We start from the raw sequence: 19,095 nt of genomic DNA, 5'->3' as shown, positions 1-19,095 counted from the left end.
TGAATACAGCACATCCTGTGTCCGGGCGAGAGAGCCTCGGGGGCCTACCGGTTCCCCGCATCTCGTTCGACGAGTTCATGGCCTTCGGTCGGGAGGCCCTCATCCGGGCGGACGTCCCGGTGATCATCACCCTGCCGCAGGGGTCCCGGGGCCTCGGCCGGGAGGGCGTGGCCGAGCGCCTCGGAGACCTCATGGTCACCCTGTTCACCGAGCCGAGCGACAAGCAGAACTCCGAGCGGTGGACCACCAAGGAGATCAGGCTCCGCGAGTTCTTCGAGGACGAGCGCTACCTGACCGACCCCGGTACCTGGAACCGCATCGTCTCGAACTTCCGCAACAGCCCCGCCGACGTCAACGCGATCCTCGGATTCGACGCGGGGAAGCTGTTCGACTACCGCCGCCCGATGAACGCGGCCAACCTGTGGATCAGCCACAAGGGCGTGTTCACGCAGAGCCACTTCGACGAGCTGGAGAACTTCAACATCGCCCTGGAAGGCCGCAAGCGGTTCGTCCTGGCGCCCCCCGGGTTCTGGGAGTACTACCCGCGTTCGCTGAAGCAGGGATTCGGCGACAAGTCGCAGGTCTTCGACTTCGACGACGTGGACTGGGCGCGCTACCCCAAGCTCGCGTCCAAGCTGGCCCAGCGCCGGGAACTCATCCTCGAACCCGGGCAGATGCTGTACCTGCCCCTCGGCTGGTGGCACCAGGCCGAGTCGCTGGACGAGATGAACATCAACGTGAATTTCTGGCTGCGGGACCCGAAGATCTTCCGCCGGCCGTACGTCCTCGGCGTGGCGCTCTACACCGCCGTGTTCCGCAAGCTCAAGGGCGTCTACAACTACGAGCCCGCCGAGGGGACGTCATGAACGAGCGCAAGACCATCACGCCGACGCACAAATACCGCAACAACGACAAGCTGATCGGCATCGGCAACGCGTTCTGGGACATGTCGGAGCGCAACGGGCTGGCCGGAATCGTCGCGGACTACGACTACGGCGACGGCGTACTGCGTACCGACGCCAGCCACGAATTCATCGACGCGGGCCATGAATTCATCAACTTCAGCTGCTGCTCGTACCTGGACCTCGACTCCCACCCCAAGGTTATCGAGGGCGGTATCGAGGCGCTCCGCCGTTATGGCGTCCTGGACCACTGCATTGCGCGCAGCCGTGTCCAGATTCCCGCCATGCTGGAGCTGGAGAACTCCCTGGGAGAACTGTTCGGCGCCCACGTCGTCTGTTCCATCGCCGCCAGCACCGCGACCTTCGGGCTGCTCCCGCTGATCGCTTCCGGTCATCTGGGCAACGGCACCCGGCCTTTGATGATTTTCGACAAGAACGCCCACGTTTCGATGGCCAACCTCAAGCCGGTCTGCGCCGACGAGACCGAGGTCGTCACCTCCGGGCACCACGACCTCGACTTCATCGAGGACGCCTGCAAGAAGTACGCCAAGGTGGCCTACGTCTGCGACGGCAGCGACAGCCTCGGCGGATACGCGCCGGTCAAGGAACTGGCCGAGCTCCAGGACAAGTACGGCCTGATCGTCTACTACGACGACTCCCACTCGATGTCGGCGTACGGAGAGCGGGGCGTCGGCTACGTCCGCACGCACAGCCCCGTCCTGGACGAGCGCACCATCGTGGTGATGACGCTGAACAAGGCGTTCGGCACCAGCGGCGCGGCGATCGTGCTCGACGGGTACACGAAGGAGACGCTCCGCGTCATCGAGCGCTTCGGCGGAGCCCTGAACTACTCGCAGCTGCTGAACACCCCCGCCGTCGGCGCGGGCCTCGCCTCGGCGGAGATCCACCGCACCGGCGAACTGGTCACCCTGCAGAACAAGCTGTACGGCAACATCGAGCTCTTCGACTCGCTGATCCACACCGACCAGGCCGGGAGCACGTTCCCGATCCGGCTCGTCCCGATGGGCGACGACACGGTGATCGAGGCGGGCCGCCGCGTGTTCGAGGCCGGCTTCTACGTCTCGCCGGTGTTCTTCCCGATCGTCGCCCGCGGCACGGCGGGACTGCGCGTCATGATGCGCGCCGGGCAGACCGAGGACCAGATCCGCGCGCTGTGCGCGGTGCTCGCCGAGGTCGGCGCCGAGCGGACGGCCGCGAAACCCGGGGAGGCGGCCCGATGACGGGCAGCGCCCGAGCCATTCCGAGAAGCTTCCTGTACACGCCCGCGCTGTCGCTGGAGCGGGTGGTGAAGGCCTGGTCCTACGACGCGGACGTGCACCTGATCGACCTGGAGGACTCCGTACCGCCGCAGGAGAAACCCGCGGCGCGCACGGTCTGCCGGACGGCGCTGGAGAAGGCGCCGGACCCGGCGAACATCGCCGTACGGGTCAACGAACTGGGCACCGTCGCGGCGGTGCACGACCTGGTGACGCTCACCGAGTCCCCGGTCACACCGGGTTTCATCGTGATGACGATGGTGGACTCCCCGGTCGAGGTGACGCTGATGCGCGACACCCTCGCCTCGGCGGGGGCCCACCCGCAGATCTACGTGACCCTGGAGACCCCGGCCGCCGTCGCCGGCATCGACGCGATCGCGGCGGCCGCCGACGGGCTGGTCTTCGGCTCGGCGGACCTGGCCGCCACCCTCGGCGTCGAGATCACCTGGGCCGGCATGCTCTCCGCCCGGCAGGCCATGGCGATGGCCTGCGCCCGGTACGGCACGGCGTGCATCGACACCGCCAACTACCGGCTCGCCGAACCGGCCGTACTGGCCGATGAGATAGCCAGGGCGCGCGAGCTGGGCTTCCACGGCAAGGCGACCGTGCACCCGAGCGAACTCGGCGCGATCAACGCGGCCCTGCGGCCCGACCCGGACGGCCTGCGGCAGGCCCGGCGGGTCACCGAGGCCGTACGGTCGGCGGCCGGCGGGATCGCCGTCCTGGACGGGAACATGGTCGGCCCGCCGTTCGCCCGGATGGCCCGCGACACCGTGGCCCTCGGGGACGCCTGGGCCGAGCGGTTCGGCGGCGAGGGCGGCAAGGGCGAGGGGGTCGGCGCCAGCGGCAGCGGCGGCGACGACGGCGGCAAGGGCGAGGGGGTCGGCCATGACGGTCGCTGACCTCACCGCCGCCGGGCGGGGCACCCCTGCCGGGCGGGGCGCCGCCGCCGGGCCGGGCGCCCTCCCGCCCCTCTCCGTCGCCGTCATCGGCACCGGGGCCATCGGCCAGGACCTCGTCAGCAAGATCCACCGATCCCCCCTACTGGAGTGCGCGCTGGTCGCCGGGCGCAACCCGGACTCCGCCGGAGTACGGCACGCGGCCGGCCTCGGCTACCCGACCACGGCCGACGGGATCGACGCGATCCTCGCCGCCCCGCGCCCCTTCGACGTCATCTTCGACGCCACCAACGCGCAGTCGCACGCCGAGCACTGGCGGCTGCTCCAGCCGCTGGACACCCTGCTGATCGACCTGACCCCGAGCAAGGTCGGGCAGATGGTGGTGCCCACGCTGACCGGGACGCACACGCCGACCGGGCGCAACGTCAGCCTGATCAGCTGCGGCGGGCAGGCGTCCACTCCGATCGCCCACGCGCTCGCCGCGCACTTCGACGTGGAGTACATCGAGGTCGTCTCCACCGTGGCCAGCACCATCGCGGGCCGCGCGACCCGCCTCAACCTCGACGAGTACGTCGCGACGACCGGGGCCGCCCTCACCAGGTTCTCCGGCGTCCGCGACACCAAGGCGATCCTCAACATCAGCCCGGCCGTGCCCCCGGCGACCTTCCGGACAGCCGTCCACGCGGTCGTCCCCGGAGCCACCGAAGCGGAGGTGCGAGCCGTGGTCGACGAAGCGGCCGAGCGGGTACGGGCGTTCGCGCCCGGCTACGAGGTCATCGCCTGCGCGGTGAGCGGCGACCGGGTCACCGTCTCCCTGGAGGTCATCGCGGACAGCGACGTGCTGCCCCGGTACGCGGGGAACCTCGACATCATCAACTCGGCCGCAGTCCTGGTCGCCGAGCAGCACGCGGCCCGGCTCGGCCCGGCCGCACGGACGGGGGTGGGCCGATGAAACCCGTGCCGATGAAACCCGCGCCGATGAGACCCGTGGTGATCCACGACCCCACGCTGCGCGACGGCCAGCACGCGGTACGGCACCAGCTCGGCGTGGCCGCCCTGCGCGGGTACGCCGAGGCCGCCGACGCGGCCGGGATCCCGGTGGTGGAGGTGGGGCACGGCAACGGACTGGGTGCCTCCTCCCTCCAGGTGGGCCGGTCCGCCGTCAGCGACGACCTGATGCTCTCGACCGTGCGGGAAGCCCTGCGCAACAGCAGGATGGGCGTTTTCATGCTGCCCGGCTGGGGCACCTCCGACGACCTGCGCAAGGCCGTCGCGCACGGCGCCGACGTGATCCGCGTCGGCGTGCACTGCACCGAGACCACACTGGCCGAACGCCACCTCGGGTTCCTGCGGGACCAGGGCGCCGACGCGCACTGCGTGCTGATGATGAGCCACATGGCGACCCCCGCCGAACTGGCCGAGCAGGCCGCACGCGTCGTCGGGTACGGGGCGCGGGCGGTGGGCATCATGGACTCCGCCGGACACTTCCTACCCCAGGACGTCACCGAGCGGATCGGCGCGATCGGCGAGGCCGTCGGCGAGGCGGTCCCGGTGATCTTCCACGGCCACAACAACCTCGGTATGGCCGTCGCGAACTCCGTCGCGGCCGCCGAGGCGGGGGCCGGGATCATCGACGGCTGCGCGCGCGGCTTCGGCGCCGGGGCGGGCAACACCCAGCTGGAGGTGCTGGTCCCGGTACTGGAACGGACCGGGTTCCGGACCGGCATCGACCTGTACGCGCTGCTCGACGCCGCCGAGTTCGCCGAGCGCGAGCTCATGCCCGCGCCGCCGGTCACCGGCTCGCTGAGCATCGTCAGCGGCCTGGCCGGGGTGTTCTCCGGGTTCAAGCACCAGGTGCTCGACCTGTCCGCGCGGGCCGGAGTCGATCCGCGCGACGTGTTCTTCGAGCTCGGCAGGCGTCAGGCCATCGCCGGGCAGGAGGACCTGATCGTCGACGTCGTCGCCGAGCTGAGCGCCAGGAAGGCCGCCGGATGACCGGGCCGGTGATGATCCGCGCCGAGGACATGGCGGGCCCGGACCGGCTGGCGCGGGTGATGGACACGCTGGCCGACGTGTTCGCCGACCTGTCGGCGGGCCGTACGGCGTCCCCGCCCCGGACGATCGTCCCGCACGGCCCGCGGCGCGAGCGGCGCGAGCTGCTGGCCGCGACGGCGGTCTGGGAGCGGCGCGGGGTGGGCAGCGTCAAGATCACCACGCTCACGCCCGACAACGCGGAACGCGGTCTGCCGCTGATCCACGGCGTGGTCGTGCTGACCGACCTGGAGACCGGCCGGATCACCGCGCTGCTGGACGGGGCCGAGCTGACCGCCGTCCGTACCGGGGCGGTCGCGGGCCTCGCGACCCGCCTGTGCGCACCCGCCGACGCCGAGGACCTCGCCGTCATCGGCGCCGGGGTCCAGGCCCGCGCGCTGGTGCGGGCCGTGTCGGCGGTGCGCCCGATCCGGTCGGTGCGGGTGTACTCCCGTACGCCGGACCGCACGGAGCGGTTCGCGCGGTGGATCCGCGAGAGCGCCGGGCTGCCGGAGCGGGCGCGGGTCACGGTGTGCGACACGGCCAAGGAGGCCGTCGTCGACGCCGCGGTGATCTGCACGACCACCTCGACCGGCGACAGCGCGCCGCTGGTGGCGGCGGACTGGGTGGCCCCCGGGGCACACGTCAACGTCATCGGCGGAACCCACGAGGACGCGATCGAGGTCGCCCCCGAGCTGCTGGCGTCCGCGTTCGTCCTCGTGGAGGAACGGGCCGCCGCGATCGAGGAGGCCGGCGAGGTGCGGGCCGCGCTGGCCGCCGGGCTGATCGGTGTGGACGATCTGCACGAGCTGGGCGACCTGGTGAGCGGGACCTCCGCGGCCGCCGGCCGGACCTCGGTGTTCCGCGGCGTGGGCCTGGCCATCGAGGACACCGCCGCCGCGGCGGCGCTCTACGAGGCCTCCCGCGACGGACGATGAGCCCGCCCGGCCGGGGCCACCCCCGGCCGGGCACGGCCTCAGCCCGCCTCGCGGCAGCGGACCATGAAGGACCGCTCGAACACGATGACGGGCTCCCCGGTCGACTTCGTACCGGTGGTCTCCACCGTGATGATCCCCTGCCCCGGCCGGGACTTGGACAGCCGCTTGTCGAGGATCCGGCTCGTCGCGTAGAGCGTGTCGCCGACGAACACGGGTTCCTTCAGGCGGACCTTGTCCCAGCCGAGGTTGGCCACCGCACGCGCCGACAGCGCCTGGACGGTCATGCCCCCGACCAGGCACAGGGTTATCCCGCTGTTGACCAGCACCCGCCCGTACTCGGCGCCCTCCCCGTAGTGGCGGTCGAAGTGCAGCGGGTGCTGGTTCATGGTCAGCAGCGTCAGCCAGGTGTTGTCGGTCTCGGTGAGGGTCCGGCCCGGCCAGTGCTTGATGGTCATGCCGGGCTCGAAGTCCTCGTAGTCCCCGCCGTGCTCTTCGACGTACTCGTTGTCCCGGACGCGGCGCAGCGTCATGCGTCGTCCTCCCCTGTGCGGTGAATTGAGGAGGGGGTCGCCCCCCGGCCCACAGGCTAACCGGCGCTCACAGCACCACCCCGGCCGTCGGCAGGCCGGTGACACGTAGATTTCATAGACCGTCCCCGAGGGGACAACACAGGCTGGGGAGAAGGCGGATGAGCGCACTCGAGGACATCGGCATACAGGCGGCGTCGGGTCACCCGTGGTTCGGCACGCGGCGGCTGGCGCCGGTGGCGCCCGCGCATACGATCCGGGAGATGCTGCGCACCGGCATCCGGGACATCGGCTATCCGCACCAGCCGCTGCTGCCCGCCGCGCCGATCGCGCTGCCGCGCGCGTCCTACGCCGAGCTGTTCCGCGCGAGTGCGGCGCTGCTCGACCTGGTGCGCCGCACCGCTCTGGAGGCCGCGCCCACCACGGAGGGCAGGCTGGCGGCATTCGGCATGCCGGAGAGCGAGCACCAGCTGTTCGTGGCCGACCAGTTCACCGAGGAGCGGTACGCGGACTGCGTGGCCCGGCCGGACATCGTGATCGGGCCGAACGGGCCGCGGTTCCTGGAGTTCAACGTCAGCGGGGCCCTCGGCGGGGCGGCGGAGACGCACTGCCGCCTGGAAGTGTGGCGCAAGCTCTACGCCGACGACCAGGGCCGGGTGCCGTTCACCTCCCCGGACCCGCTGGCCGTCCGCGCCGAGATGTTCCGCGCTCTGGCGGCGGAGCTGGGGGTGGCGCCCCGGGTGGCCCTGGCGGGCAGCGCGCGCGACCAGGGCGGTTTCACCCGCTACTTCGACCTGCAAGCCGACTACTTCAACAACCACGGGCTGACGGCGCGCTTCTTCGAGCCCGAGGACCTGCACGAGGCATGGGACTGCCCGCCGCACCTGCGCTACCCGCTGGGGCTGCGGGACTTCACCATCCCGGACTGGCTCGAACTCGGCATCGACACGGCCCCGGCGCAGGCCGCGCTCGACAATGGCTGTCTGCTGGTGGGGACCCAGACCTCCACGTTCCTGTCCAGCAAGCTGACCATGGGCATGCTGTCGGAAGGGCGGCCGTGGATGAGCGCGGCCGAGCGGGCGCTGGTCGACACGTACCTGCCGTGGACGCGGGTCCTCTCCCACCGCTGGACGCACCGGGGGGTCCGGGGGGAACGGAAGGTGGACCTGGTGCCGTTCGTCGTGGACCACCGGGAGCGGCTGGTGCTCAAGGAGAGCATCGGGATGAGCGGCAAGCAGGTCGTCATCGGCCGGCAGACGGGCCGCGCGGAGTGGGAGGCGCTGGTGTGCGCGGCCGCCGAGAGGGGCACGAGCGTGGTGCAGGAGTTCGTGGAGCCGCGTACGTGCCGGCTGGCGATGGTCGCCGACGGCGCGGACGAGCCGCACGACGCGGACGTCGCGCCGGTGTTCGGGCCGCTGCTGTTCGGCGGCCGCCCGGCGGGGGTGTTCTCTCGGTTCTTCGGCGACGGCACCGCCGGGATCGTCAGCATCATGGGCACCAACAGCTCGGACAACGCCGTGGTGGCGCTCTGATGGCGGCGCTCTGATGGCGGCCGTCGACGCCGCGACGGCGCAGGCGTGGAGCGCGCTCGGCGGGGCGGCCGAGCTCGCGGGGCGGGTGCGGTACGGGGGGGCGAGCGGGCTCGCGGAAGGGCCGCTGCCGGTACGGGAGCTGGCGCGGGCCACGGTCGGGGTGTGCGCGCTCGCCGCCGCGGAGCTGGCCGCCGTACGGGCGGGTGGCGGGGCGGACGACGCGGCTCCGCCGGTGGTGGACGAGGGCGCGGTGGCGACGGCGTTCGTCAGCGAGCGGCACCTGCGGGTGGAGGGCCGCGCCCCGGTGACCTTCGCGCCGCTGTCGGGGTTCTGGCGGACGGCCGACGGATGGGTGCGGACGCACGCGAACTATCCGCATCACGCGCGGGCGCTGGTACGGGCGCTCGGCCTGACGGAGTCGAGCCCGGAGGCGCTGCGGGAGGCGGTGGCGGGGCGGGCCGCGGTCGAGGTGCAGGAGCGGGTGTACGGGGCCGGCGGGCTGGCCGTCGCGGTGGCGGGCGCGTACGGGGAGCCGCAGCCGCTGGTGGAGGTACGGGAGTTCGAGGGGCGGTCGCGGCGGCTCCCGGGCGGTGTTCCGGGGGCGTTGCGGGCGTTGCCCGCCGCCGGGGTGCGGGTGCTGGACCTGACCCGGGTCATCGCCGGGCCCGTCGCGACGCGGACGCTGGGGCTGCTGGGCGCGGATGTGCTGCGGATCGACCCGCCGGGGCTGCCGGAGGCGGATGACGCGTACGCGGACACCGGGTTCGGGAAGCGGTCGGCGCTGCTGGACCTGGCGGTGGCGGGGGACCGGGCGGTGTTCGAGGGGCTGCTCGCCGAGGCGGACGTGGTGGTGAGCGGGTACCGGCCGGGGGCGCTGGAGCGGTACGGGCTCGGGGTGGAGGAGCTGATGGCCGCCCGGCCGGGGCTGGTGGTGGCGGAGCTGTGCGCGTGGGGGTGGCGGGGGCCGTGGGCCGGCCGGCGGGGGTTCGACTCGCTGGTACAGGCGGGGTACGGGGTCGCTGCCGCGTGTGGCTCGGGGGCCGGGCCGGGGGTTCCGGGGGTGGGCGGGGTGCCTGGGGTGCTGCCGGCGCAGGCGCTGGATCACGGGACGGGGTATCTGGCGGCGGCCGGGGTGCTGCGGGCGCTCGCCGAGGGGGGTGGACGGGGGCTGCGGTATTCCCTGGCCGGGACGGCGTCGTGGCTGGTCCGGGAGGTCCCGCCCGTCGGCGCCCCGGTCCCCGGGTACTCGGCGCAGCCCTGGCTGCGGGAGGTCTCCTCCGGGTACGGGGTGCTGCGGTACGCGGCGTCGCCGCTGCCGTACGGGGACTGGGTTCGGGGTCCGTCCCGCTGGGGCGCGGCCCGGGCCGCCTGGCTTCCCCGGTAGGCCCCCTGCGGGCCCGCTGCTGGGGCTCCGCCCCAGACCCCGCGCCTCAAACGCCGGCGGGGCTGGGTGGGGCTGGCGGTGCGGCGCCGTTGCCGGGGGCCAGCCCCCGGACCCTCCCCCAGCTACCGCTGGGAGGTGCCCCCAGCGCCTCAAACGCCGGCGGGGCTGGAATGGCGCCTCAAACGCCGGCGGGGCTGTCCATGAGCGGTTTTGTCATGCAGCGGCTGGAGTTGTGGAAGCGGTAGTGGCCGAACTTCGCGGAGAGGGTGTAGCCCGAGGAGAGGTAGAGGGCGATCGCCTCCGGCTGCTGGTCGCCCGTTTCGAGGACCATGCGGACGCGGCCCGCCGCCCGGGCGTCAGTTTCGAGTGCCGACAGGATCCGGCGGGCCAGGCCGAGGCCGCGGGCCTCCGGTATGACGTACATGCGCTTCAGTTCGGCGTCGCCGTTCGAGTAGCCCTCGTCGTTGCGCTCCTGGCTGCGCCAGCCGCCGCTGGCCACCGGGGCGTCCTGGGCGTCGTACGCCAGCAGGTAGAGGCCCTGCGGCGGGACGAACATGGCGGGGTCGAGGAAGGTGGCGTCGCCCTCACCGTCGTCGTACCTCGCCTGGTACTCGAGCTGGACCTGATCGTTGAGCTTGACCGCGTCGGGGTGGTCGTACAGCACGGCGCGGAGCTGGATCCCGTGAGACATCCGAACATCGTACGGAACCCTCCCGCTATGGTGCTCGGATGCTCACCGTGACCTCCGTGAATGTGAATGGGATCCGCGCCGCCGCCAAGAAGGGGTTCGTGCCGTGGCTGGCCGGGTCGGATGCCGATGTGGTCTGCCTCCAGGAGGTGCGGGCCGAGGAGGGGCAGATTCCGGACGAGGCACGGGTTCCCGAGGGCTGGCACACCGTGTTCGCGCCGGCCGCCGCGAAGGGACGCGCGGGCGTCGCCGTCTACACGCGGCGCCGGCCCGACGCGGTGCGGGTCGGGTTCGGGAGTGAGGAATTCGACACGGCGGGCCGCTACCTCGAAGTGGATCTCCCCGGGGTGACCGTGGCCAGCCTGTACCTGCCCTCCGGCGAGGCCGGCACCGAGAAGCAGGACGAGAAGTACCGGTTCATGGGGGAGTTCCTCACCTACCTGGAGGGGCTGCGGACGCGGGCCGCCGCCGAGGGGCGTGAGGTCGTGGTGTGCGGGGACTGGAACATCTGCCACCAGGAAGCCGACCTCAAGAACTGGAAGACCAACCGCAAGAGCGCCGGCTTCCTCCCCGAGGAGCGGGAGTGGCTCGGGAAGGTGTACGACACCGCCGGGTACGTGGACGTGGTGCGCGGCCTGCACCCGGACACCGAGGGGCCGTACTCCTGGTGGTCCTACCGCGGGCGGGCCTTCGACAACGACGCCGGCTGGCGGATCGACCTCCAGGTCGCGACCCCGGGGCTGGCCGCCAAGGCCGTGAAGGCCTTCGTCGAGCGGGCCGAGACGCACCCCGAGCGGTGGTCCGACCACGCGCCGGTGACGGTGGTCTACGAGCTCGGCGTCTGATCCCGCTGATCCTGCTGATCCCGCGACGGGGCCCGCAGGCGGTCCATCGCCATCGTGAGTTCCGCCTCGACCACGCTCTTCGCCAGGGGGCGCAGGCGCGCGACGGCGTCCTCCCCGATGTGGTTGGTGATCAGCTCGGTGAACAGGGCGGCCATCGCGTCCGCGTGCTCGCGGACGCGGCGGCCCGTCTCCAGGACGGCCGCCAGCGGGACGCCCTCGCGGACCAGGGCCGAGGAGACGTCCAGCAGCCGCCGGCTGACGTGCACGATCGCGTCGCCGTCGGTGGCGAGATAGCCGAGGTCCAGGGAGGCCGCCAGGTTCTCCGGGGTGACCTCGCCCTCGAAGTAGTCGGCCAGGGCCTCCGGCGACAGCCGTACGGGTGTCTCCTCGGACCAGCCGATTCCGAGCAGCTCGCCGAGCTGGCCGACGTCGCGGCCGCTCTCGAACGCGGCGGTGAGCTCGGCGATGCCGCCGAGGGTGTGGCCGCGCTCCAGCAGGGCGGCGATGGTGCGCAGCCGGGCGAGGTGGTGGTCGTCGTACCAGGCGATCCGGCCCTCGCGGCGCGGCGGCGGCAGGAGCTTGCGCTCGCGGTAGAAGCGCAGGGTGCGGACCGGGATGCCGGCCGCCTCGGCCAGTTCCTCGGTGCGGTATTCGCGCACTGCCGTCCCCGCTTCCGTATCTTCTTCAGCCACGAACGCAGCCTAGGCCGTACCCGCAGTAACTTTCCGGGTGCGACCCCTACCCATGAGTACGGGGCTGCTCTACTCTCCCGATTGTGCCAGTGATTGCTGGCAGTGTTGCGGATGCGGCGGAAGGTGACGGCATGGGCGGCATGGGCAGCGGTGGCGCGCGCGAGCACGTGCGGGTGGCGGTGATCGGGTCCGGATTCGGCGGGCTGGGCGCGGCCGTCCGGCTGCGGCGCGAGGGGATCACGGACTTCGTCGTACTGGAACGGGCCGACTCCGTCGGCGGGACCTGGCGGGACAACAGCTACCCCGGGTGCGCCTGCGACGTTCCCTCCCACCTGTACTCGTTCTCCTTCGCGCCCAACCCCGACTGGCCCCGGACCTTCTCCGGGCAGCCGCACATCCGGGCGTACCTGGACCACGTCGCCGACACCTTCGGGCTGCGCCCGCACATCCGGCTGAACTCCGAGGTCCGGATGATGCGCTGGGACGCGGACGCGCTCCGCTGGGAGATCGAGACCTCCGGCGGATCGCTGACCGCCGATGTCGTCGTCTCCGCCACCGGGCCGCTGTCCGACCCGAAGATGCCGGAGGTCCCCGGGCTCGCCGAGTTCACCGGCAAGGTCTTCCACTCCGCGCGCTGGGACCACGACTACGACCTGCGCGGCAAGCGCGTCGCCATGATCGGGACCGGGGCCTCCGCCATCCAGATCGTGCCCGCGATCGCGCCCGACGCGGCCCGCCTCACGCTGTTCCAGCGCACCCCGCCGTGGGTGATGCCGCGCACCGACCGGGCCGTCTCCGCCGTCGAGCGCTGGCTGCACCGCCAGCTGCCGTTCACCCGGGCCGCGCGGCGCGGGCTGCTGTGGGGAATCCGGGAGCTCCAGGTCAGCGCCTTCACCAAGCGGCCGAACCAGCTCGGGCTGATCGAAGCGCTGGCCAAGGCGAACATGGCGCGCTCGATCAAGGACCCGGAGCTGAGGGCCAAGCTGACGCCGTCCTACCGGATCGGCTGCAAGCGGATCCTGCTCTCCAGCGAGTACTACCCGGCGCTGGCCCGGCCGAACGTGGACCTGGTCGCCTCCGGGCTCAAGGAGATCCGGGGCAACACCCTCGTCGCGGCCGACGGGACGGAGACCGAGGTCGACGCGATCATCTTCGGCACCGGTTTCCACGTCACGGACATGCCGATCGCCGACCGGGTGGTGGGCGCGGAGGGCAAGACCCTCGCCGACCACTGGAAGAACGGGATGCAGTCCCTGCGTGGGGCGACCGCGGCGGGCTTCCCCAACTGGATGACGATCATCGGACCGAACACCGGGCTCGGCAACAGCTCGATGATCCTCATGATCGAGTCGCAGCTGAACTACATGGCGGACTACCTGCGGCAGCTGAACACGCTGGGCGGCCGCACCGCGCTGGCGGCCAGGCCGTCGGCGGTCAACGCCTGGAACCGGCGCGTGCAGGCCCGGATGGAGCGGACCGTGTGGAACACCGGCGGCTGCACCAGCTGGTACCTGGACGCGCAGGGGCGCAACACGACCGTCTGGCCCGGCACGACCGGCGAGTTCCGCCGCGAGACGCGGAGCGTCGATCTGGCGGAGTACGAGGTCGTACGGGTCCGCGAGCGGATCCCGGCTGCCGCCGCTGCGGTGAAGTCGGGCCGCCCCCGGGCGGGCTCGGCCGGGTCCGCTGCGGCGCCGCTGCCGGGGGCTCTGCCCCCGGACCCCCGCGCCTCAAACGCCGGCGGGGCTGGATTGGCCTCCGGCGGGGCTGGATTGGCCTCCGGCGGCGCCTCAAACGCCGGCGAGGCTGAAGGGGCGGGCGCCGCGTGAGCCGGCTGACGCACGTCACCAGCGGCCCGTACGCGCCCCCGGCCGCCCGTCGGGAGCTGGTGGCCGTCTCCGCCGACGGGGCCCGGCTGCACGTGGAGGTGCACGGGGACGAGGCCGCGCCGGCCGTGGTGCTCGCGCACGGCTGGACCTGTTCCACCGCCTTCTGGGCCGCGCAGATACGGGCGCTGGCCACCGCCCACCGGGTCATCGCCTACGACCAGCGCGGGCACGGCCGCAGCCCCGCCTCCCGTACGCACACCACGACGGCCCTCGCCGACGACCTGGTCGCGGTGCTGAAGGCCACCCTCGCCCCCGGTGAGCGGGCGGTCCTCGCCGGGCACTCCATGGGCGGGATGACGATCATGGCCGCCGCCGGGCGGCCCGAGTTCGCCGAGCACGCCGCGGCCGCCCTGCTGTGCAGCACCGGCAGCTCGCGACTGGTCGCGGAGGCGCTGGTCGTGCCGCTGCCCGCCGGGCGCGCGAGGACCCGTATCACCGGCGCGGTCCTCGGTTCGCGCGCCCCGCTCGGACCCGTCACGCCGATCGCGCGGAAGGTCCTCAAGTACGCCACCATGGGCCCCGGTTCGGCGCCCGACCGGGTCGAGGCCTGCGCCCGTATCGTGCACGCCTGCCCCACCGGGGTCCGCCGCGCGTGGTCCGGGGTGCTGGCCGGCCTGGACCTGGACGCGAACCTCGCCGCGCTCACCGTGCCCACCGCCGTCATCGGCGGTACGAGCGACCGGCTGACCCCGGTCGTGCACGCCCGCGCTCTCGCCGCCGCGCTGCCGCACTGCGTGGGGCTCACCGAGCTCACCGGCATGGGCCACATGACCCCCGTCGAGGCCCCCGAGGCCGTCACGAACGCCGTGCGGGACCTGGCGGCGCTGTACCTCCACACAGAAGAAAAGGAGAAGAGGCCGTGAGCGCTCGCAGGAGTCTGGAAGGCCAGGTCGCCGTCGTCACCGGCGCCGCCCGCGGGGTCGGCGAGCTGCTCGCCCGCAAACTGTCCGCGCGCGGCGCGAAGGTGGCGCTCATAGGCCTGGAACCGGAGGCCCTCAAAGAGGTCTCCGGGCGGCTGCGCACCGACAGCGACCACTGGCACGCCGACGTCACCGACCACGAGGCGATGGCCCGCGTCGCCCAGGAGGTCAAGCAGCGCTTCGGCACGGTGGACATCGTCGTCGCCAACGCGGGCGTGGCCGCCGGCGGACCGTTCGCGGACTCCGACCCCGAGGCCTGGCGCCGGGTGATCGAGGTCAACCTGATCGGCGGGGCCGTCACCGCCCGCGCCTTCCTGCCCGTACTGACGGAGAGCCGCGGCTACTTCCTCCAGATCGCCTCGCTCGCCGCGATCACCCCCGCGCCGATGATGACGGCGTACTGCGCCTCCAAGTCGGGCGTGGAGGCCTTCGCCCACTGCCTGCGCGCCGAAGTCGGCCACCAGGGCGTCAAGGTGGGCGTCGGCTACCTCTCCTGGACCGACACCGACATGGTGCGCGGCGCCGACCAGGACGAGGTGATGCGGGAGCTGCGCCGCCGGCTGCCGTGGCCCTCGAACCGCACCTACCCGCTCGGCCCGGCCGTGGACCGGATCGTGGCCGGCGTCGAGCGGCGTTCGCCGCACGTGTACGCGCAGTGGTGGCTGCGGGGGATGCAGGGTGTGCGCGGCTATCTGCCCGGGATCATCGCGACCGCCGGACAGCGGGAGATGAAGCACTTCGCGCCCCGGCTGGGCAGTGTCTCCAAGGGGCTCGTGGGGGCCGGCGGGGCCGCGGACGAGCGGGAGCGCACGCAGAGTAACTGATCGAAATGCGAGCTTTGTCAGCCCGTGCAAGTCTGGTCGAGGCCCAACCACCAACACCCCTTATGGAGTGAACAGCATGGGTATCAAGGACCAGTTCCAGGACAAGGCGAGCGAACTCAAGGAACAGGCGCAGAAGGCCGCGCAGGGCGCGAAGGGCGCGAAGAGCGCAGCGGCCGAGCGCGCCAAGCAGGCGAAGGGCAAGAAGCCCCAGAGCCCGCAGACGCCGGAACCGGCGCGCGAGCAGTCGTGGGACGACGTCGACGACAACTTCTGACGACGACGTCCAGCGGCCCTGAGCTGCCCCGAGGGGCGCGATCCGTACGGATCGCGCCCCTCGGGCATGCCCCGCCGCTTCCAGGCCCCGCCGCTTCCGCATGCCCCGCCGCTACGGCCTCGGCGGCAGCTTCGGGCGCCGCAGGTCCGGCACGTCCGCGTAGCCGGGCGGCACCGCGGCCGGGTCCTGTTCCAGCAGCTCCAGCGCCAGGTGCACGGCGTCGTCCAGCCCGGCGTGCCGCCCCTCCGCCCAGTCGAGCGGGGTGCGCAGGATCGGCAGGTCCGGCTCCACGCCGGTGTTCTCCACCGACCAGCCGTACTCCGGGAACCACGCGGCGTTCATCGGCACCGTGATCACCGTGCCGTCGCCCAGGGTGTGCCGGCCGGTCATGCCGACCACTCCGCCCCAGGTGCGCTGGCCGACCACCGGGCCCAGGCCCAGGAGTTTGAACGCCGCGGTGATCATGTCTCCGTCGGAGGAGGTCGCCTCGTCGGCCAGGGCCACGATCGGACCACGGGGTGCGTTCGAGGCGTACGAGACCGGCTGCGCGCCCCGCGTCAGGTCCCAGCCGAGGATCGAACGGGTCAGCTTCTCCACCACCAGCTCGCTGATGTGCCCGCCCGCGTTGCCGCGCACGTCCACGATCAGCGCGGGCCGGGACATCTCCATCCGCAGGTCCCGGTTGAACTGCGCCCAGCCCGAACCGCCCATGTCGGGGATGTGCAGGTAGCCGCACATGCCGCCGCTGACCTCGCGGACCACGGCGCGGCGCTTGGAGACCCAGTCGTGGTAGCGCAGCGGCCGTTCGTCGATCAGCGGGACCACCGCCACCCGCCGGGCCCGGCCCTCGCCCTCGGCGGGCGTGAAGGTCAGCTCGACGGTGGTGCCGCCCGCCGCGGAGAGCAGTGGGTAGGGCCCGGTCACCGGGTTCACCGGCCGCCCGTCCACATGGGTGAGCACCGCGCCCTCCCGGATCCCGGTGCCGGCCAGCGGGGAGCGGGCCTTGGAGTCGGAGGACTCGCCGGGCAGGATCCGCTGGACGACCCATCCCTCCTCCCGGGGCACGAGGTTGGCGCCGAGCAGCCCGATGGCCCGCTGGTAGTGCGGCGGGCCCTCGTTGCGGCGGGCGGGGGAGACGTACGCGTGCGAGGTCCCGAGTTCGCCGAGCACCTCGCGCAGCAGGTCCGCGAACTCGTCGGGCGAGGCGACCCGTTCGACCAGGGGACGGTACTGGCGCAGCACCCCGTCCCAGTCGATGCCGCACATCTTCGGCTCCCAGAAGTACGCGCGGATCAGCCGCCCGGCCTCCTCGAAGGCCTGGCGCCACTCGGCCGCCGGGTCCACCTCGTGCAGGATGCGCCGCAGGTCGAGGTAGACGGTGGAGTCGCTGTCGCCCGACTCGGTCGCCGGGACCGCGCGCAGGTCCCCGTCGTCGTTGATGACGAGCCGGGTGCCGTCGCCGCTGACCGCGAACCAGTCCAGTCCGGAGGCCAGTTCGGTCTTGCGCGCCTTGGTGATGTCGAAGTGCTCCAGCGTCGGTTTGCCGGTGGTGTCGTTCGGGTTGGCGAAGGTCTCGCCGAGCGCGCCCGAGATCGGCCAGCGCAGCCACACCAGGCCGCCGCCGCTCACCGGGTACAGGGCCGAGTACTTCGACGCCGTCACCGGGAACGGCGTGACCCGGCTCTCCAGCCCCTCCACCTCCACGGTCACCGCGCCTTCGCCCTCGCCGGCCAAGCCCTGGGCGGCCTCGCCCTCACCCGGGTCGAGTCCGCCCGCCGCCGGGCGGCCGTCGGGGGTGAACGCGAAGGGGGAGGGAGTGGCCGAGGACAGCGGCACCAGGTACGGGCGGCAGCCCAGCGGGAAGGACATGTCGCCGGTGTGCACGTCGTAGACCGGGTCGAAACCGCGCCAGGACATGAAGGCGAGGTAGCGGCCGTCGCGGGTGAAGACGGGGTTCTCGTCGACGAAGCGGCCGTTGGTGACGTCCACGATGACGCGGGCGCCGGGGCCGGAGATCCGGGCCATCTTGATCTGCCGCAGCGAGCGCCCGATGCCCGGGTGCGACCAGGTCAGCCAGGCACCGTCGGGCGAGAACGCCAGATCGGTGACGGGCCCGTTGGCGGACCGGATCAGCTCCGTGACCTCGCCGGTGGACTCCTCGGACGCGTCGATCAGCAGCAGGCGCCCGTCGTTGGACGCGATGGCGAGCCGCTCTCCGTCCGGGTCGGACAGCAGTTCCAGTACGCGGCCCAGCAGGCCGGAGGCCAGCCGGCGCGGCTCCCGGTCGCCGGAGGCCCTGGGCAGGTAGGCGATCTCGATCGCGTCCTCGCCCTCCGCGTCCGTCACGTAGGCGATCTGCCCGCCGCTGCCCAGCATCTCGGGCAGCCGCACCCGCACGCCCGGGGTGTCGGCGAGGGTCCGGGCGGGTCCGTCGCGGTGGGTGAGCCAGTACAGGCTGCCGCGTACGACGACCGCGCTGGCCCGGCCGGTGGTGTCCACGGAGAGCGAGTCCAGGTGGCCGGCGGCCGGCACCTGGTAGGCACGGCGACCCGCGCGCGGCCCGCCGAGACGGATCTCGAGTTTGCGCGGGGCGGCGCCGGGAGCCAGCGAGTCCACGAGCCAGAGGTCCCCGGCGCACTGGTAGATGATCCGGGAGCCGTCGCTGGAGGCGTGCCGGGCGTAGAACTCCTCGTGGTCGGTGTGGCGGCGCAGGTCGGTCCCGTCGGGCAGGCAGGAGTAGACGTTGCCGATGCCCTCGTGGTCGGAGAGGAACGCGATCCGGCCGTCCACGAACATCGGGCAGTCGAGGTGGCCCTCGATGTCCTCCAGCAGCCGCTCGCCGTGCAGCCACAGCCGGCCGGTGGCGCCGCCCCGGTAGCGCTTCCACGCGGCGGGCTCGTGCGGGGGCTTGCCGGTGAGCAGCAGGGTGCGCCGCTCCGGGCCCTCCCCGCCCTGGGTGTGCTCGTCGTGGACGGCGATGTCGGAGACGGGCCCCCAGGGCAGTTTGCCGCCGGGGGAGCCGTCGGTGGGCAGGATGTAGGCCCAGGCGAAGTACGAGAAGGGCTGGCCGTGCGAGGACACGGCCAGGATGTCGCTGCGGCCGTCCTTGTCGGGCGGGGTCCAGCCGCAGACCCGGGTGTCGGTGGCGCCCCAGTAGCTGAGCCGGTGGGCCGGACCGCCGGCCACCGGGGCGAGGTGGATCTCGGGGTCGAGGCTGCGCCAGGTGGTGAAGGCGATGTGGCGGCCGTCCGGGGAGAACCGGGGGTGGCCGACCCGGGTGCGGTCGACGGTGATCCGCCAGGCCCGGCCGGGGGGTTCGCCCTCGGCGACGAGGGGGGCGACCCACAGATCGTCCTCGGCGGCGAAACACAGCAGGTCGTCGTGCAGATGCGGGAAGCGGAGGTACGCGACGTCGTGACTCACCCCCCAATGCTTTCCGCGCGGGGAGGGGCTGGCAACTCGTACAGGTGATC

Annotated in this window: 17 protein-coding genes; 13 read left to right on the top strand and 4 right to left on the bottom strand. The window is 72.7% G+C overall.

The annotated features are described in order from the left end of the window. The first annotated feature begins 77 nt into the window (after positions 1 to 77). The 6 genes from MTF65_RS17100 to MTF65_RS17075 are packed head-to-tail and all read left to right on the top strand — an operon-like array spanning position 78 to position 6,047. Positions 78 to 866, top strand: coding sequence for a cupin-like domain-containing protein (locus tag MTF65_RS17100; protein WP_243629737.1), 789 nt, complete (start codon positions 78 to 80; stop codon positions 864 to 866). Then, complete coding sequence (locus MTF65_RS17095) at positions 863 to 2,143, top strand: aminotransferase class I/II-fold pyridoxal phosphate-dependent enzyme (protein ID WP_243629566.1); 1,281 nt, start codon at positions 863 to 865, stop codon at positions 2,141 to 2,143. The genes MTF65_RS17100 and MTF65_RS17095 overlap by 4 nt, the downstream gene beginning before the upstream one ends. Then, positions 2,140 to 3,081, top strand: coding sequence for a CoA ester lyase (locus tag MTF65_RS17090; RefSeq protein ID WP_243629565.1), 942 nt, complete (start codon positions 2,140 to 2,142; stop codon positions 3,079 to 3,081). Before MTF65_RS17095 ends, MTF65_RS17090 begins: the two co-directional genes overlap by 4 nt. Continuing rightward, positions 3,068 to 4,030 (top strand): acetaldehyde dehydrogenase (acetylating), encoded by a 963-nt coding sequence (locus MTF65_RS17085; protein ID WP_243629564.1) that lies wholly within the window; start codon positions 3,068 to 3,070, stop codon positions 4,028 to 4,030. Before MTF65_RS17090 ends, MTF65_RS17085 begins: the two co-directional genes overlap by 14 nt. 26 nt (positions 4,031 to 4,056) lie before the next feature. After that, the gene (gene dmpG, locus MTF65_RS17080; protein WP_243629563.1) at positions 4,057 to 5,073 is read left to right on the top strand and encodes a 4-hydroxy-2-oxovalerate aldolase; all 1,017 of its coding nucleotides are present in this window, start codon (positions 4,057 to 4,059) and stop codon (positions 5,071 to 5,073) included. After that, positions 5,070 to 6,047: an ornithine cyclodeaminase family protein gene (locus MTF65_RS17075; protein WP_243629562.1), complete on the top strand. Its 978-nt coding sequence runs from the start codon at positions 5,070 to 5,072 to the stop codon at positions 6,045 to 6,047. Before dmpG ends, MTF65_RS17075 begins: the two co-directional genes overlap by 4 nt. A 38-nt stretch (positions 6,048 to 6,085) precedes the next feature. Here MTF65_RS17075 and MTF65_RS17070 read toward each other — a convergent pair whose 3' ends face one another. Next, positions 6,086 to 6,577, bottom strand: coding sequence for a MaoC family dehydratase (locus tag MTF65_RS17070; RefSeq protein ID WP_243629561.1), 492 nt, complete (start codon positions 6,575 to 6,577; stop codon positions 6,086 to 6,088). A 158-nt stretch (positions 6,578 to 6,735) separates the two neighbouring features. On the opposite strand from MTF65_RS17070, the gene MTF65_RS17065 reads away from it, so the two are divergent. Both MTF65_RS17065 and MTF65_RS17060 read left to right on the top strand, forming a co-directional pair. After that, entirely contained in the window at positions 6,736 to 8,106 is a 1,371-nt protein-coding gene (locus MTF65_RS17065) for a hypothetical protein (protein ID WP_243629560.1), read from the top strand. A gap of 13 nt (positions 8,107 to 8,119) precedes the next feature. Further along, positions 8,120 to 9,490, top strand: coding sequence for a CoA transferase (locus MTF65_RS17060; protein ID WP_243629559.1), 1,371 nt, complete (start codon positions 8,120 to 8,122; stop codon positions 9,488 to 9,490). A 178-nt stretch (positions 9,491 to 9,668) separates the two neighbouring features. Here MTF65_RS17060 and MTF65_RS17055 read toward each other — a convergent pair whose 3' ends face one another. After that, positions 9,669 to 10,181, bottom strand: a complete 513-nt coding sequence (locus MTF65_RS17055; RefSeq protein ID WP_243629558.1) for a GNAT family N-acetyltransferase — start codon at positions 10,179 to 10,181, stop codon at positions 9,669 to 9,671. 38 nt (positions 10,182 to 10,219) lie between these two features. On the opposite strand from MTF65_RS17055, the gene MTF65_RS17050 reads away from it, so the two are divergent. Further along, positions 10,220 to 11,023 (top strand): exodeoxyribonuclease III, encoded by an 804-nt coding sequence (locus tag MTF65_RS17050; protein ID WP_243629557.1) that lies wholly within the window; start codon positions 10,220 to 10,222, stop codon positions 11,021 to 11,023. On the opposite strand, the gene MTF65_RS17045 is transcribed toward MTF65_RS17050, so the two are convergent. Then, positions 11,005 to 11,715: a MerR family transcriptional regulator gene (locus MTF65_RS17045; RefSeq protein ID WP_243629556.1), complete on the bottom strand. Its 711-nt coding sequence runs from the start codon at positions 11,713 to 11,715 to the stop codon at positions 11,005 to 11,007. The two genes, MTF65_RS17050 and MTF65_RS17045, sit on opposite strands and share 19 nt — an antisense overlap. Positions 11,716 to 11,855: 140 nt before the next feature. Between MTF65_RS17045 and MTF65_RS17040 the strand changes: the two genes are divergently transcribed. The 4 genes from MTF65_RS17040 (at position 11,856) to MTF65_RS17025 (ending at position 15,622) form a co-directional block, all read left to right on the top strand. Continuing rightward, positions 11,856 to 13,544 (top strand): flavin-containing monooxygenase, encoded by a 1,689-nt coding sequence (locus MTF65_RS17040; RefSeq protein ID WP_374207250.1) that lies wholly within the window; start codon positions 11,856 to 11,858, stop codon positions 13,542 to 13,544. Beyond that, complete coding sequence (locus MTF65_RS17035) at positions 13,541 to 14,467, top strand: alpha/beta fold hydrolase (RefSeq protein ID WP_243629555.1); 927 nt, start codon at positions 13,541 to 13,543, stop codon at positions 14,465 to 14,467. The genes MTF65_RS17040 and MTF65_RS17035 overlap by 4 nt, the downstream gene beginning before the upstream one ends. After that, positions 14,464 to 15,348 carry an SDR family oxidoreductase gene (locus tag MTF65_RS17030; protein WP_243629554.1) on the top strand — a complete coding sequence of 295 codons (885 nt, stop codon included), beginning with the start codon at positions 14,464 to 14,466 and terminating at the stop codon, positions 15,346 to 15,348. The genes MTF65_RS17035 and MTF65_RS17030 overlap by 4 nt, the downstream gene beginning before the upstream one ends. A gap of 76 nt (positions 15,349 to 15,424) precedes the next feature. Then, on the top strand, positions 15,425 to 15,622 hold the full coding sequence (locus tag MTF65_RS17025) for a hypothetical protein (RefSeq protein WP_243629553.1): 198 nt from the start codon (positions 15,425 to 15,427) through the stop codon (positions 15,620 to 15,622). A gap of 111 nt (positions 15,623 to 15,733) precedes the next feature. Here MTF65_RS17025 and MTF65_RS17020 read toward each other — a convergent pair whose 3' ends face one another. Continuing rightward, positions 15,734 to 19,045 (bottom strand): S41 family peptidase, encoded by a 3,312-nt coding sequence (locus MTF65_RS17020; protein WP_243629552.1) that lies wholly within the window; start codon positions 19,043 to 19,045, stop codon positions 15,734 to 15,736. Positions 19,046 to 19,095: the final 50 nt, after the last annotated feature.

It is taken from the genome of Streptomyces sp. APSN-46.1 (assembly GCF_022815725.1).
Classification (GTDB): Bacteria; Actinomycetota; Actinomycetes; order Streptomycetales; family Streptomycetaceae; genus Streptomyces.
Note: the sequence above shows the minus strand (reverse complement) of the source record. Positions and strands in the feature narration are given on the sequence as shown.

Bases quoted from the DNA above. Each gene is read 5' to 3' on its own strand.
- MTF65_RS17050 (WP_243629557.1), top strand. From the start codon at position 10,220: ATGCTCACCGTGACCTCCGTGAATGTGAATGGGATCCGCGCCGCCGCC.
- MTF65_RS17065 (WP_243629560.1), top strand. From the start codon at position 6,736: ATGAGCGCACTCGAGGACATCGGCATACAGGCGGCGTCGGGTCACCCG.
- MTF65_RS17025 (WP_243629553.1), top strand. From the start codon at position 15,425: ATGGGTATCAAGGACCAGTTCCAGGACAAGGCGAGCGAACTCAAGGAA.
- MTF65_RS17055 (WP_243629558.1), bottom strand. From the start codon at position 10,181: ATGTCTCACGGGATCCAGCTCCGCGCCGTGCTGTACGACCACCCCGAC.
- MTF65_RS17100 (WP_243629737.1), top strand. From the start codon at position 78: ATGGCCTTCGGTCGGGAGGCCCTCATCCGGGCGGACGTCCCGGTGATC.
- MTF65_RS17085 (WP_243629564.1), top strand. From the start codon at position 3,068: ATGACGGTCGCTGACCTCACCGCCGCCGGGCGGGGCACCCCTGCCGGG.
- dmpG (WP_243629563.1), top strand. From the start codon at position 4,057: ATGAGACCCGTGGTGATCCACGACCCCACGCTGCGCGACGGCCAGCAC.
- MTF65_RS17095 (WP_243629566.1), top strand. From the start codon at position 863: ATGAACGAGCGCAAGACCATCACGCCGACGCACAAATACCGCAACAAC.
- MTF65_RS17070 (WP_243629561.1), bottom strand. From the start codon at position 6,577: ATGACGCTGCGCCGCGTCCGGGACAACGAGTACGTCGAAGAGCACGGC.
- MTF65_RS17040 (WP_374207250.1), top strand. From the start codon at position 11,856: ATGGGCAGCGGTGGCGCGCGCGAGCACGTGCGGGTGGCGGTGATCGGG.
- MTF65_RS17090 (WP_243629565.1), top strand. From the start codon at position 2,140: ATGACGGGCAGCGCCCGAGCCATTCCGAGAAGCTTCCTGTACACGCCC.
- MTF65_RS17060 (WP_243629559.1), top strand. From the start codon at position 8,120: ATGGCGGCCGTCGACGCCGCGACGGCGCAGGCGTGGAGCGCGCTCGGC.
- MTF65_RS17075 (WP_243629562.1), top strand. From the start codon at position 5,070: ATGACCGGGCCGGTGATGATCCGCGCCGAGGACATGGCGGGCCCGGAC.